Origin of the sequence: Flavobacterium sp. (assembly GCF_044341185.1) — a bacterium.
In the GTDB taxonomy this organism is placed as follows: domain Bacteria; phylum Bacteroidota; class Bacteroidia; order Flavobacteriales; family Flavobacteriaceae; genus Flavobacterium.
In genome coordinates this window covers 115,454-129,879 of sequence record NZ_JBIISE010000001.1, presented here as the reverse complement: position 1 = coordinate 129,879, position 14,426 = coordinate 115,454, and the positions used below count along the sequence as shown (strand labels likewise).

Below are 14,426 nucleotides of genomic sequence, written 5' to 3'. Positions count from 1 at the left end.
AAATTATCGAAGTACCACCAGGACCTCCAGTTTTATCAACATTAGTGGCCGAAATTTACGGACCTGATTACAAACAACAAATTGAAGTAGCCAATCAGGTAAAAGGTATTTTAGAAAAAACGACTGATATTGTAGATATTGATTGGTACGTGGAAGACAATCAAACGGAATATAAATTGGAAGTAGACAAAGAAAAAGCAATGTTAAACGGCATTGCTCCTCAACAAATTGTTGGAAATTTAACCTATTTGTTAAAAGAATATCCAATTTCAAATTTATACGATGAAAATTCAAATAATAGCGTTGGCATAGTTCTTTCTTTAGATGACAAAGACAAAACGTCACTTCAAGATATTCAGAATTTAAAAATTAAAGGTAGTCGTGGAAATGTAATTCCTGTTTCCGATTTGGTTAAAGTTAAAGAAGCTGAATTACAAAAAACCATCTACAGAAAAGATCAAAAACGAGTAGTTTATGTAACGGCTGATATGGCTGGAGAATTAGAAAGTCCAGTATATGCCATTTTAGGAATGAACGAAGAATTGCAAAAAATGAAACTTCCAGCGGGTTATAAAGTTAACGAATTGTACATGGAACAACCTTCAGATGAAAATGATTTCACCGTAAAATGGGATGGAGAATGGCAAATTACGTTAGAGGTTTTCCGTGATTTAGGAATTGCATTTGGAGTAGTAATTGTAATTATTTATATGCTAATTGTAGGATGGTTCCAAAACTTTAAAACACCAATTGTTATGATGATGGCGATTCCACTTTCGTTAGTTGGAATTGTATTCGGACACTGGTTGTTAGGTGCTTATTTTACAGCCACTTCATTTATTGGAATGATTGCTTTAGCAGGAGTAATGGTGCGAAATTCGGTCTTACTTATCGATTTTATTGAAATCCGACTAAACGAAGGTATTCCATTAAAACAAGCTATTATTGAAGCAGGAGCCGTAAGAACAACTCCAATTTTATTGACCACGGGAGCTGTTGTAATTGGAGCAGTCATTATATTATTTGATCCAATTTTTCAAGGATTAGCCATATCACTTGTTTTTGGAGCGATTGTATCTACAGTATTAACATTATTAGTAGTGCCAATTATCTATTATATTACGGAAAGAAAAAAGTGGGAAAATAAAAGTACAGAAGAAATAAACCAATAATATTTGACTTATGAAACTAGTAATAATAACCTCAATTTCAGAATTTGAAAAAGAAATAAAACAAATTTTGGTAAAAGCAAATGTCAAGAATTTTTCATACAAAGAGGTGGTTGGATACCACAACTCAAGTGGGGAAGCCATGGGAGAAAATTGGTTTGCTACAGAAATGAATGAAAATGAAAGTATGTTGTTTTATGCTTTTGTACCGGTTGAAAATGTGGATTTGGTTTTTAATGCTATAACTAAATTTAATTTGAAACAAGAAACCATATCAAAAATTCATGTAGCAACAATAAATATTGAAAAATCAAATTAATTAAAAAAAATAAGTATGAAAAATAGAATCATCCGTGCCATAGCAGGAAGTTTTGTACTGATTAGTATTTTACTTTCTATATATGTTAACCAAAATTGGTTGTGGTTTACCGCCTTTGTAGGTGCGAATTTATTGCAATCATCCATCACTAAATGGTGTTTAATGGAAGATATTTTAGCCAAATTAGGTGTTAAAGACTAACAAAAAAGCCGTTCTGATTTTCAGAACGGCTTTTTAATTTTAGTTTAAAAAACAGCTTACACCACTTTTAAAATATAATAGTTTTTCTTTCCTTTTTGAAGTAAAACGAATGTGTTCGCAATTAAATCGTTTGTTGAAATTATATATTCTTCTGTAACTTTTACTTTGTTTACGGAAACGGCATTTTCTTTTAACGCTCTTCTGGTTTCATTCCCTGAAGATAAAAATCCAGATTTCACAAAGGCATCTACAATTGGGTAACCCGCTTCAATTTCTGCTAAAGTAACTTCCGCTTGGTCTAAACTTTGGAAAACATCCGCTAACGTTTTTAAATCTAATAGTTTTAAATCGTCCACGCTTGGTTTAAAGAAGGCTTGTGAAGCAAAAACGGCTTTTTCGTGTTCTGCTGCACCGTGAATCATTACTGTTACTTCTTCGGCTAATTTCTTCTGCAATACTCTTAAATGAGGTGCTTCAGCGTGTTCCGCTAATAACGCATCAATCGTAGCTTTATCTAAGAATGTGAATATTTTAATATATTTTTCTGCATCAACATCAGTCGTATTAAACCAAAATTGGTAAAATTCATATGGAGACGTTTTATCAGCATCCAACCAAATATTTCCTTTTTCAGATTTTCCGAATTTCGAGCCATCAGCTTTTGTAATTAACGGGCAAGTCAACGCAAACGCTTTTCCTTCCGTTTCAGAATCTACGTTCATTCTACGAATTAATTCTGTACCAGTTGTTATGTTTCCCCATTGGTCACTTCCACCCATTTGTAATTTACAATTGTGGTGTTTGTGCAAATGATAAAAATCGTAGCCTTGAATTAATTGGTACGTAAATTCTGTAAAACTCATTCCTTCGCCTTCACCAGACAATCTTTTTTTCACAGAATCCTTACTCATCATATAGTTAACCGTGATGCGTTTCCCTACTTCACGAACAAAATCAATGAACGAAAAATCTTTCATCCAATCGTAATTGTTTACTAAAACGGGGGCTTGTGCATCTGTAGCATTGAAATCTAAAAACCGAGACAACACTCCTTTAATTCCTTCTACATTGTGATTTAAAGTGGCTTCGTCTAATAAATTTCTTTCGTTTGATTTTCCTGATGGATCACCAATCATACCTGTTGCACCACCCACTAAAGCAAATGGTTTATGTCCGAATTTTCGTAAATGCATCAATAGAATAATAGGCACCAAACTTCCAATATGTAACGAATCTGAAGTAGGATCAAAACCGATATAAACAGCAGTTGGCTCTTTTAAAAGTTGCTCCTCTGTTCCTGGCATCGCATCGTGTACCAGACCTCTCCATTGTAATTCTTCAATTAAATTCTTCATTTTATTTTATTTTTATTTCTTCACCCAAAGCTTCAGGGTCTTCATTATTTTCTAAAATATCTATTGTTGGTGCTGTAAATTCTTGTTCATTAGCTATACTTCTGTTTAAAGACAAAACCAAACTTGGTAATAAAATTAAGTTGGTTAACATTCCGAATAATAGCGTAATGGAAACCAAACCTCCTAAAGCAACTGTTCCTCCGAAATCCGATAAAGTGAATACCGAAAAACCGAACAATAACACGAAAGAAGTATAAAACATACTTGGTCCTTCTTCTTCTAATGTGGAGAAGATTGATTTTTTAATTTTCCAGTTATTTCTAACTAATTCTTGTCGGTATTGTGCTAAGAATCGAATCGTATCATCTACGGAAAGTCCGAACGCAATTCCAAAAACCAAAATAGTTGAGGGCTTAATTGGAATACCTAAATAGCCCATCAATCCTGCCGTGGCTAATAAGGGTAATAAATTCGGAATCAAAGCTACAAAAATCATTTTCACCGAACGGAATAAGAAAAAGATTAAAGCACCTGTTAATGCTAAAGCGAATAATAACGATTCAATTAAATTGTCTAATAAATAACTGGTTCCTTTTTGAAATAACAAGGCTTTTCCTGTAATAGTAACTGTAAAACGTTCTTTAGGAAATAATTTATTGATTCGGTCATTTAATTTTTCTTCCACTTTTACCATTTCATCGGTGCTGACTTCTCGCATAAAAGTTGAAATTCGAGCATATTGTCCAGTGGAATCTACATAACTTTTTAATGGATTATTTTTGCTGTCTTTTGATGAATTTTTCAAATAAGGTAAAATAAAGGCTTGCTCTTGTGAATCGGGTAAATCATAAAAAGCGGGATTTCCGTTGTAATAGGCTTGTTTCGAAAACTTCACTAAATTGACAATAGAAACCGGTTTTGAAAGTTCAGGAATGGCTTCAATTTCCGATTGCAACTCATCCATTTTCTTCAAAGTTGAAATCTTCATTACGCCTTTTTTACGCTTCGTGTCAATTAAAATTTCTACAGGCAACACACCTTTAAATTCTTTTTCGAAGAAACGAATGTCTTCAAAAAACGGCGTACTTTTTGGCATATCTTCTAAAATGCTTCCAGAAATATTTATTTTATAAACGCCAATAATTCCTAAAATTAATATACCAACTGCAACCGAGTACACACGAACATTATGATATTTTACTTGGTTGATAATCCAATTTTTAAAATTTACTAAATAGCCGCGTTCCAAATGCTCCAAATGTTTTGCTTTTGGAATCGGCATAAAACTGAAGAAAATTGGAATTACGAATAAACTCAACACAAAAAGTGCCATAATGTTTATTGAAGTTACAATTCCAAATTCTTGTAACAATTTATTGTCGGTAATAATGAACGTAGCAAAACCTACGGCTGTTGTCACATTTGTAATGAAAGTTGCGGTTCCTACTTTGGTTAAAACACGTTGTAATCCTTTGGCTCTGTTTCCGTGAGCTCGCGTTTCTTGATGGTATTTATTGGTTAAGAAAATACAATTCGGAATACCAATAATTACAATTAATGAAGGTACTAAAGCAGTTAAAACTGTAATTTCGTATCGCAATAATCCCAAAAATCCGAAAGACCACATCACGCCAATCATCACCACAAAAAGCGCCATCATGGTCGTGCGAAAGGATCGAAAAAAGAAATAAAAGATTAAAGAGGTTACCAGTAAAGTAGCACCAATAAATAAGCCAATTTCGCTAATAATAGCTTTAGCATTCATGGTTCTTATATAAGGCATTCCTGAAACTTTGATATCCGTTTTTGCGGTTTCTTTAAACGATTCAATAGCTGGAATTAGTTTATTTAATACAAATTCTTTTCTTTCTGGTTTGTTTACGATGTCTTTTTTAAGATAAATGACGCTTCTCACTACGCCACTTTTTTTATTGAACAATAAGCTTTCGTAAAAAGGCATTTTGTTTAATAAATCTTGTTTTTTGGTATTTAAATAAGCGGCATCGGCGACTTTATTTTGATCTATAAAAGGTTGTACTTGAAAGGTTTGTAAGGAATCATTTTTAACTAAATCCTGAATTTCATTGAACGATAACACGCCGTCAACTTCTTTGTTTTTTGCAATAGAACGCATCATATCATTCCACGCTTTAAAAGTAGTTGGTTTAAAAACATCGGCACTTTTTACGGCAAAAATGATGACATTTCCTTCTTCTCCAAACTTTTTTAAAAAATCTTTATAAGCTATATTTTCTTTATGGTCGTTGGGTAATAAATTGGCTTCAGTTTGTGTAAAACGAATATATTTCCATTGCGATGCCATAAAAATAGTAAACAAAGCAATGCACAAAAGCACCCAATGTCTATTTCTTAAAAGCGTACGCGCTACAAAATTCCAAAAACTGGTGTTTAACCACTTCGTCATGATATGATTTTAGGGTGCAAAGGTAAGAATTATGATGAATTATATCCCCAAATTCAACGTAAAAGATAGTTTTATAGCAATATTTTGATCAAATGTTGATAATTGATACGGTCCGTATCTGTAATAAGTAGATAAACCAAAGCCTTTAAAAATATTTTGCAGTTCAAATCCACTTTCATAAAAACCTTTTTCCATAGTTTTAAATGTGATTCCTTGATGATTTTCAGGATGAGAAAAACCTCCAAAAGCCACTTTACTTCCAACCACTAAAATAGGTTTAATACTTTTTGAAATTTGAAATTTATTAAAGTAATGTTTCAATTGGAAGAGCGAATATCTATCGGAATAAAATTCATTGAAATACATGGTTTCAAAAGACGTTTTATTAGCAAATGTAATTCGACTTAAAATGACTTCTCGGTCTAAATTATTTGGTGCTACACTATATAAATGAGAAAGTGGTGCGTTGCCTAAACTAATTCCTCCTTGTAATAAAAAAGTGGTTTTTTGTCCAGACAAATGTTTCTTTTCTTGATAAACTCGAGCATCAATTTTTGTAAATTCAATGTTTTCGCTTAGTACATTTGGGATGGTGTGAGACACCTGCAAAATTATTTTTGGAAATCCTTTTTCTACTTCTAATATTTCTTGTGGGGCTTGTAAAAATCTACTATTTGGGGACCATTCTAAACTTAAAGTCGCCAATGTTAAATTGTATATTTTATAAGATTTATTTGGTGCGATAAATTCGTAATCAAATAATGGATTGATTCTGGAACGACTTAATTTAAAAGTAGTTTCAATTTTAGAAATGAATTTCGATTCAAAAGTCAGTTCATATGATTGATGATTATAAAATGTAGAAAGGTTAAAGGGACGTGGATCGTATAATTTGAATTTTTTAGAATCAGCAATTAAGTTTAAGTCAGCAAATTCAATAATATCGTCTGTAAAGGAACCCGAAATCCAACTATCGGTATTTTTTGAAATTCGAAACGCACTACCAAGTTGACTTTTAAAAACGCCATCTTTTGTACCATAAGCACCATAACCAAACAATCTATAATAAGTCGAAAAGCGGTCATTTGTAGCAATTCCTAAGCCTAATCGAAAACCTTCGTAATTGTTATATTTAAAAATATCTCGAGCTCGAAAATCAAACCAACCAATTGGAATTTGTCCGTTAATTATTTTTTTACCAAAATAAATTTTCTTTTCAATTTTTGTTGCAGTTACTAAACTGTCTAATGTTTGATAGGTGTTTTGTGATCTTATGTCTAACGTATCGTTTGAAATTGTATTAAAAAAAGCAGTATTTGTTTTAATGGCACTTTTATCAATCTGAATTTGATACCGTTGTCTATTTGGAATTTGTTTAAAGTTATAATTGCTATAATCTCTATAAATTTTCACAAACAAATCGTTTGAATAATCATACTTTTTAGTTGTGTTTGGCAGATTGTCAAACTGAATGGTCTCTCCCAAAAAATCAATATTTTGTTTTCCTTTTCCTTTAGTTATCAATATGTTTTGCGAAATAGGAAACCACGATTTTTCATTATTAAACGATCCAAAAATGGTTTCCGTTTTTACATTGATGATGCTATTTATAAAAAAAGTAATTTTAGTTATAGCGTTTGTTTTTAAATTAACAGTAGCGATTCCTTTTAATTTGTTTTTTTTGATGCTTTTTTTTAATTCAAATTGCAACACTATTTCATTACCATTTGGTTTAATTAACGTGTCTGTTATTTTAAATTTATATTTAAGTGCGCCATCAGTTGAAAACGGGTTTTGAAAGGTAAATTGTAAAATTTTCAATTGTTTTTTACTCAAGTCAAATGGTATAAATTCCTGACCAAGCAATTCGTAAACAGGTTGTTTTAAACCTGCCATTTTTAACCCAATAATAGTTTCTTTTTTCTTGCCTTTTTCTATAGAAATTGTGGCTACTTTCTCGGTTTGATAAACATGTTGTTTGGTAATAATCTTCTTGAATTTATAACTGGAAGAATCGATTGTAAATTTTGTTTTTCGCTTGTTTTTAAAAAGCGTATCAATTGAAGCTGAAATAGAATCAGGGTAAGCAGAGATTATTGATTTTTCGTAAAACGTATAACTAAAATCAGGAGATTTTACTTGGTTTTTGCTTTGTAATTGAATAATACTGTTTACTAAATTTTCAGTGGCTTCATGGTGCTTAGATGTTGTCTTTTGGGCCATTGCCCCAAAAGAACTAATAAAAATAAACCACACGAGTATTCTCATTTACAAGAAATTAAAAGCAAATATACAGATAATAAAAAAGCGCCCAATTACTTGAACGCTTTTATTTATTTTAAAATTTATTTTGCTTCGTTGAAACGTTTTGTTACTTCATTCCAGTTAATTACGTTGAAAAACGCTTCTATATAATCGGGTCTTCTGTTTTGGTAGTTTAGATAATACGCGTGTTCCCAAACGTCTAAACCTAAAATTGGCGTTCCGCCACAACCAATTCCTGGCATTAAAGGATTATCTTGATTTGGTGAAGAACACACTTCAACTTTTCCGCCTTTTTGCACACAAAGCCAAGCCCATCCAGAACCAAAACGTGTAGCTGCTGCTTTGGCAAATTCTGCTTTAAAAGCATCAAACGAACCATAAGCGGCATCAATTGCAGCTGCTAATTCGCCCGTTGGTAAACCACCGCCATTTGGCGACATTACGGTCCAAAATAAATTGTGATTGTAAAAACCACCTCCGTTATTTCTAACCGGCATATTATTCATATCTAAATTAGCCATAATTGCTTCAATAGATTTTCCTTCTAAATCAGTTCCAGCTATAGCAGCATTCAAATTTGTAGTGTAAGCATTGTGATGTTTTGTATGGTGAATTTCCATAGTTCTTGCATCAACATGTGGTTCTAATGCATCATATGCATAAGGTAATTGTGGGAGTTCAAAAGCCATGATTTACTATTTTTTAATGGATTAATTATTTTTTTCAAATTTATAACTTTAACTTTGAAAATAAAATTTTTCCGTCTTAATACTTTCTTAAAAGATTTTTTGTAATATGGCATTTCAAGTTTATAACGCTTCCGCTGGTTCAGGTAAAACATATACCTTAACAAAAGAATATTTAAAAATCTTATTGGTAGCTACTGACAACGATACCTATAAAAAAATTCTTGCCATTACTTTTACGAATAAAGCAGTAGAAGAAATGAAAAGCCGAATTATTGAAAGTTTAATTGCTTTTACTAAAGCCGAAGTTTCTGAAAAAACCGTTAATTTTATGCAAGAAATTGCTTCTGAAATAAAATTAGATGTTTCAACAATTCAACAAAAGTCCAGAAAAATTTTAAAGAATTTAATTCACAACTACGCGGCGTTTGATATTTCTACTATTGATAAATTCACGCATCGCATCATTAGAACATTTACGCACGATTTAAATTTACCTACCAATTTTGATGTTACTTTAGATACAGATGAGCTTTTGAAAAACGCCATTGATGTAGTGGTTGCCAAAGCAGGCGAAGAGGATGAATTAACGCATGTTTTAATAAATTTCGCAAAAAGCAAAACAGATGATGATAAAAGTTGGGATGTAACTATAGATTTATATGAAGTATCTAGATTAATTTTAAACGAAGAACATTTTTTTAATTTTGGAAAATTAAGCGATAAATCCGCAGATGATTTTTCTAAAATTGCAAAAAAAATTAAGTTAAAAATTGAAAACAATAAATTATTGATAAAAGAATCTGCTAAATTTATATTAGATGATTTTGCAACAAATAATTTAACGGAAGCTGATTTTGACCACAAAACATTTTACAATCACGTTGTCAATTTATTTAATGAAAAAGCAACTGATTACGATTTTGTAACCGAAAAAGAAATCGTGGTTCCGAAAAAATCAAATAATTCTGAAATAGTGCATCGATTGGCGCCTACTTGGAAAGAAAAATTAACACTAATTTACAAAGCAAAAAACGAAAATGCATTATTTGATTTAATTATCAAAAATATGATTCCGTTATCGTTAATTAATGTGATTTATAAAGAATATAAACAATTGCAAGAAGACCAAAACGTCTTGTCTATTTCCGATTTTAATACGATAATTCACAACGAAATTAAAGACCAACCCGCACCTTTTATTTATGAACGTTTAGGCGATAGATACCGTCATTATTTTATAGATGAGTTTCAGGATACTTCGCAATTACAATGGGAAAATTTTATACCACTAATTGATAATGCCTTGGCAAGTGAAGATTTAGATGGCACAAAAGGTTCGTTAATGATTGTAGGCGATCCAAAACAGTCTATTTACCGCTGGCGTGGCGGAAAAGCAGAACAATTTATCGATTTATGTACGGATGTAAATCCGTTTTCCAATAAAGAAAAATCTGTAGAAAATTTACCAAAAAATTACAGAAGTTATTCAGAAGTGATTGATTTTAATAATCAATTTTTTCAATTTCTTTCTGAAAAATTTACCAATGAAGCCTATCAAAAATTATATAAAGAAACCGCTAGTCAGGAAACAAATGATAAAAAAGGTGGTTTTGTATCGGTTACTTTTTTAGATGATACTATTGAAATAAATGAAGAAATTTCTGATGATGAAACCATTACCGAAAAAGACAAACAATATTTGTCTAAAACGTTAGAAATCATTCAAAATTCAATTGCCAACGGATTTGAATATTCCGACATCGTTTTATTGACTCGAAAAACTAAAAACGGGGTGTTATTGGCTAATTTTTTAACCGAAAATAATATTCCAATTATTTCATCGGAAACATTGCTTATTCAAAATGCTTCGGAAGTAAAATTTATTATTAATTTTTTAGAATATTTGGATAGTGCTAATAATCAAGAATCAAAAATAAATTGGTTGTATTTTGTAGCAACTAAAAAGGTTGATAAAGATAAAATTCACGATTTTATTGTGTCTGCAAAAGATCTATCGGAAACCGATTTGCAAAAGTATTTGGCTTCATATAATTGTGAAATATCATTTGAAAATTGCAGAAAAAAATCACTTTATGAGGCTGTTGAAAATATAGTAAATGTGTTTTTAAAAGAGAAAACTACTGTTTCATATGTGCAATATTTTTTAGATTTGGTTTTAGAACGAAATGTAAAATATCAAACCAGTATTGCTGATTTTTTAGAGTATTGGAAAAAATCAGGTTTCAAACAAAGCATTCCCTCTCCAGAAGGAGAAAAAGCCATAAGAATTATGACCATTCACAAATCGAAAGGATTAGAATTTCCGGTGGTAATTTATCCGTTCGCAGATGACAGCTTAAACCCAAGAAGCAATAATATCTGGATTCCAATGGAAGACGAAAGTGTTGATATGCCTCAAGCACTGGTGAAAAATAATAAAATATTAGAAAAATATAACGACACAACTCAAGAAATTTATCAAACCAAATCGCAAGAAGAAATTTTAGATACTATAAACGTCTTATATGTTGCCTTAACGCGTGCCGAAGAGCAATTACATATTATAAGTAGTTATAAAATTACCACAAAAGGCGAGATTTCTACTTCTAAAACATTAGCATCTTATTTTATTAATTTTTTGACTCAAAAAGTAAATTTTTCTTTAGAACAAAAAGAGTATGTTTTCGGAAGCTCAAAAAGAAAATCTCAACCGAAATTATTTACTAAAAATAAAGCAGAAATTCAGTCTGTAAAAAATGCATTAGATTTTTCTTCAATACGAATTGCCAAAAAAGAAGCTTTAATATGGGGAACTTTACAGCAAGATGCTATTGAGTTCGGAAATATTATTCATCAAATTTTATCGTATATTACTACGAAGAATGATTTGCAAACGGCATTAACTAAAAGCTTAGATGAAGGCCTGATTCAACAATCGCAAAAAAGCATTTTTGAAGATAAAATCAAACAAATTATTCATCATCCTGAATTAGAAGCTTTTTTTAATCCTAATTATAACGTTTTTACAGAACACAATATAATTTCGCCAAACGAAATTAATTTAAAACCGGATAGATTAGTAATTCATAATTCAGAAGCTTTTCTAATTGATTACAAAACAGGAGCGCAAGACGAGAAACATAAAAAACAAATTGAAAATTATGTACGCATTATTGAAAAAATGAATTTAAAAGTAACTAAAAAAGTGTTACTATATATAGGAGAAGAGTTAAAAATTATACATTTGTAGAAAATTAAAACATCCAACCATAAACAATAAAAAAATGTACGGAAAAATTCAAGCACACTTACAAAATGAATTAAATACAATTCAAGAAAACGGATTATATAAAAAAGAACGCATTATTACTTCGCCGCAGGGTGCAGAAATACTTGTAAATGGAGAAACGGTATTAAATTTTTGTGCCAATAATTATTTAGGACTTTCGTCACATCCAGAAGTAGTACAAGCGGCAAAAGATGCTTTAGATTCTCACGGTTTTGGAATGTCGTCTGTCCGATTTATTTGTGGTACGCAAGATATTCATAAACAATTAGAAGCAGCAATTTCCGATTTTTATGGAACAGAAGATACCATTTTGTATGCCGCAGCTTTCGATGCAAATGGAGGCGTTTTCGAACCTTTATTAGGAGAAGAAGATTGTATTATTTCCGATAGTTTAAATCATGCTTCAATTATTGATGGTGTGCGTTTATGTAAAGCCGCACGTTATCGTTATGAAAATTCTAATATGCAAGATTTAGAAGCCCAATTGATAAAAGCTACAGAAGCCGGACATCGTTTTAAGTTAATTGTAACTGATGGTGTTTTCTCAATGGACGGTTTAGTAGCGCCTTTAGATAAAATTTGCGATTTAGCAGATAAGTACGACGCATTAGTAATGGTAGATGAATGTCACGCTGCTGGTTTTATTGGCGCAACTGGAAAAGGAACGATGGAAGCTAAAAACGTTATGGGTCGTGTTGATATTATTACAGGAACTTTAGGAAAAGCCCTAGGAGGTGCTATGGGGGGCTATACTACTGCTAAGAAAGAAGTAATTGAAATTTTACGACAACGTTCACGTCCTTATTTGTTTTCAAATTCTTTATCCCCAGCAATTGTTGGTGCTTCTTTAAAAGTATTTGAATTATTAAAAAAAGACACTACTTTAAGAGATCAATTAGAATGGAATACTAATTATTTTAAGGATGGAATTCGAAAAGCAGGTTTGGATTTTATTGATGGCGATTCTGCAATTGTACCTGTTATGTTGTATGACGCAAAATTGTCGCAACAAATGGCAGATGAATTGCTAAAATTAGGAATTTATGTAATTGGATTCTTTTATCCAGTAGTTCCAAAAGATAAAGCAAGAATTAGAGTACAATTATCTGCAGCACATACTAAAGAGCAATTAGATAAAGCTATTTTTGCTTTTGAAAGTGTTGCTAAAAAGTTGAAAATTATTAAATAAATATATTTGTTTAACAAATAATTGTGAAAAAACAAACAAAAGTTTTGTGTATTACAAAAAACATATTACTTTTGTTCTCATTATTAAGCATTTTAATTAAATAAAATTAAATAAAAAGTATGAAACATCTTAACAAACTATTTGCTGGGGCGTTATTATTAGCTGGATTTGCAGCTAATGCTCAAGACAGCACAAACCCATGGGCAGTATCTTTTGGTGCAAACGCTATTGATACTAAGATTAGCATGAAAGGAAACGACCACCTTAGATTTGAAGAATTGTACAACGTAAATGGTAACTTTAATATAGTACCTGCTGTTTCTTATGTAAGCGTTGCTAAAAACGTTGGAGATAACTTTAGTTTTGGTTTAACCGGATCTTTCAATAAAATTACTAAATGGGCAACACATACCCCTTCAACAAAAAATACTTATTTAGTATCTAATCCTGGTGATTTAGACTATTATGGTATTGATGCAGCAATTACTTACAGTTTTAAAAGCGTTTTAAAATCAAAGTTGTTTGACCCAACACTAAACATTGGAGGTGGTTATACTTTTTTTGGTGATGCTTCATCAGGTACAGTTAATGCTGGATTAGGATTAAACTTATGGTTTGCTAAAAATATAGCATTAACTTTAGGATCAACTTTAAAGTATGGTTTCGACGATAATAGATTAGCAAATGCTGATATGCCAACTCACATTTTTCATCAAGCGGGTTTGAAATTTCAATTTGGGGCTAAAGACAGAGATGATGATGGAGTTATTGATGTAGAAGACACTTGTCCGGATGTTAAAGGGTTAGCAGCTTACCAAGGTTGTCCTGATACTGATTTAGATGGCATTCAAGATTCAGCAGATGCATGTCCAGAAGAAGCTGGTTCTCCAGAAATGAATGGATGTCCTGATCAAGATGGTGATACTGTTGCTGATAAAGATGATGCTTGTATTGATGTAGCTGGTTTACCAGTATTAAAAGGTTGTCCAGATGCTGATGGCGATGGAATTGCTGATCAAAACGATAAATGTCCTACTGTAAAAGGTGACAAAGCTAACGGTGGATGCCCATGGCCTGATACAGATGGTGATAAAGTTTTAGATAAAGATGACAAATGCCCAACTGTTGCAGGAACTGTTGCAAACAACGGATGTCCAGAAGTATCTGAAGACACAATGAAAAAATTAAATGATTATGCAAAAACAATCTTATTTGATTCTGCTAAATCATCTTTCCAAAAACAAACATTACCAGTATTGCAAGCAATTGTTGCTATCTTAAAAGAGTATCCAACTGCTAAATTCGCTTTAGAAGGACATACTGATTCTGATGGTAAAGATGATGCTAACTTAGTATTATCTCAAAATAGAGCTGCAGCTGTAAAATCTTTCTTAGTTGAAAATGGTATTGCTGCTGACAGATTATCATCTGAAGGTTTCGGAGAAGCTAAACCAGTTGCAACAAACGCAACTAAAGCTGGTAAAGCACAAAATAGAAGAGTAGAAGTTAAATTAGTGAAATAATT

10 protein-coding genes are annotated in these 14,426 nt (G+C 31.6%); 6 read left to right on the top strand and 4 right to left on the bottom strand.

Annotation, left to right across the window (positions count from 1 at the left end):
• The 3 genes from ACIQZ1_RS00540 to ACIQZ1_RS00530 all read left to right on the top strand — a co-directional run.
• Positions 1–1,172 (top strand): efflux RND transporter permease subunit (locus ACIQZ1_RS00540; RefSeq protein WP_396158031.1); only part of this gene is annotated, 1,172 nt, incomplete at its 5' end.
• Between the two features lie 10 nt (positions 1,173–1,182).
• Positions 1,183–1,488 (top strand): hypothetical protein, encoded by a 306-nt coding sequence (locus tag ACIQZ1_RS00535; protein ID WP_396158029.1) that lies wholly within the window; start codon positions 1,183–1,185, stop codon positions 1,486–1,488.
• A 15-nt stretch (positions 1,489–1,503) separates the two neighbouring features.
• Positions 1,504–1,689 (top strand): DUF2892 domain-containing protein, encoded by a 186-nt coding sequence (locus tag ACIQZ1_RS00530; RefSeq protein WP_091311601.1) that lies wholly within the window; start codon positions 1,504–1,506, stop codon positions 1,687–1,689.
• Positions 1,690–1,745: 56 nt separating this feature from the next.
• On the opposite strand, the gene tyrS is transcribed toward ACIQZ1_RS00530, so the two are convergent.
• The 4 genes from tyrS to ACIQZ1_RS00510 all read right to left on the bottom strand — a co-directional run bounded on the left by tyrS (position 1,746) and on the right by ACIQZ1_RS00510 (position 8,423).
• On the bottom strand, positions 1,746–3,044 hold the full coding sequence (gene tyrS / locus ACIQZ1_RS00525; protein ID WP_396158027.1) for a tyrosine--tRNA ligase: 1,299 nt from the start codon (positions 3,042–3,044) through the stop codon (positions 1,746–1,748).
• A gap of 1 nt (position 3,045) precedes the next feature.
• On the bottom strand, positions 3,046–5,469 hold the full coding sequence (locus tag ACIQZ1_RS00520; protein WP_396158025.1) for an RND family transporter: 2,424 nt from the start codon (positions 5,467–5,469) through the stop codon (positions 3,046–3,048).
• Between the two features lie 39 nt (positions 5,470–5,508).
• Positions 5,509–7,737, bottom strand: a complete 2,229-nt coding sequence (locus tag ACIQZ1_RS00515; RefSeq protein WP_396158023.1) for a DUF5686 family protein — start codon at positions 7,735–7,737, stop codon at positions 5,509–5,511.
• A gap of 77 nt (positions 7,738–7,814) precedes the next feature.
• Positions 7,815–8,423 carry a superoxide dismutase gene (locus tag ACIQZ1_RS00510; protein WP_396158020.1) on the bottom strand — a complete coding sequence of 203 codons (609 nt, stop codon included), beginning with the start codon at positions 8,421–8,423 and terminating at the stop codon, positions 7,815–7,817.
• 106 nt (positions 8,424–8,529) lie between these two features.
• Between ACIQZ1_RS00510 and ACIQZ1_RS00505 the strand changes: the two genes are divergently transcribed.
• From ACIQZ1_RS00505 to ACIQZ1_RS00495, 3 genes are all read left to right on the top strand, one after another.
• Positions 8,530–11,673, top strand: a complete 3,144-nt coding sequence (locus tag ACIQZ1_RS00505; RefSeq protein ID WP_396158018.1) for a UvrD-helicase domain-containing protein — start codon at positions 8,530–8,532, stop codon at positions 11,671–11,673.
• 34 nt (positions 11,674–11,707) lie between these two features.
• Positions 11,708–12,901: a glycine C-acetyltransferase gene (kbl, locus tag ACIQZ1_RS00500; protein ID WP_396158016.1), complete on the top strand. Its 1,194-nt coding sequence runs from the start codon at positions 11,708–11,710 to the stop codon at positions 12,899–12,901.
• 119 nt (positions 12,902–13,020) lie between these two features.
• Positions 13,021–14,424, top strand: coding sequence for an OmpA family protein (locus ACIQZ1_RS00495; protein WP_396158014.1), 1,404 nt, complete (start codon positions 13,021–13,023; stop codon positions 14,422–14,424).
• Positions 14,425–14,426: the final 2 nt, after the last annotated feature.

Bases quoted from the DNA above. Each gene is read 5' to 3' on its own strand.
- ACIQZ1_RS00535 (WP_396158029.1), top strand. From the start codon at position 1,183: ATGAAACTAGTAATAATAACCTCAATTTCAGAATTTGAAAAAGAAATA.
- ACIQZ1_RS00530 (WP_091311601.1), top strand. From the start codon at position 1,504: ATGAAAAATAGAATCATCCGTGCCATAGCAGGAAGTTTTGTACTGATT.
- tyrS (WP_396158027.1), bottom strand. From the start codon at position 3,044: ATGAAGAATTTAATTGAAGAATTACAATGGAGAGGTCTGGTACACGAT.
- ACIQZ1_RS00520 (WP_396158025.1), bottom strand. From the start codon at position 5,469: ATGACGAAGTGGTTAAACACCAGTTTTTGGAATTTTGTAGCGCGTACG.
- ACIQZ1_RS00515 (WP_396158023.1), bottom strand. From the start codon at position 7,737: ATGAGAATACTCGTGTGGTTTATTTTTATTAGTTCTTTTGGGGCAATG.
- ACIQZ1_RS00510 (WP_396158020.1), bottom strand. From the start codon at position 8,423: ATGGCTTTTGAACTCCCACAATTACCTTATGCATATGATGCATTAGAA.
- ACIQZ1_RS00505 (WP_396158018.1), top strand. From the start codon at position 8,530: ATGGCATTTCAAGTTTATAACGCTTCCGCTGGTTCAGGTAAAACATAT.
- kbl (WP_396158016.1), top strand. From the start codon at position 11,708: ATGTACGGAAAAATTCAAGCACACTTACAAAATGAATTAAATACAATT.
- ACIQZ1_RS00495 (WP_396158014.1), top strand. From the start codon at position 13,021: ATGAAACATCTTAACAAACTATTTGCTGGGGCGTTATTATTAGCTGGA.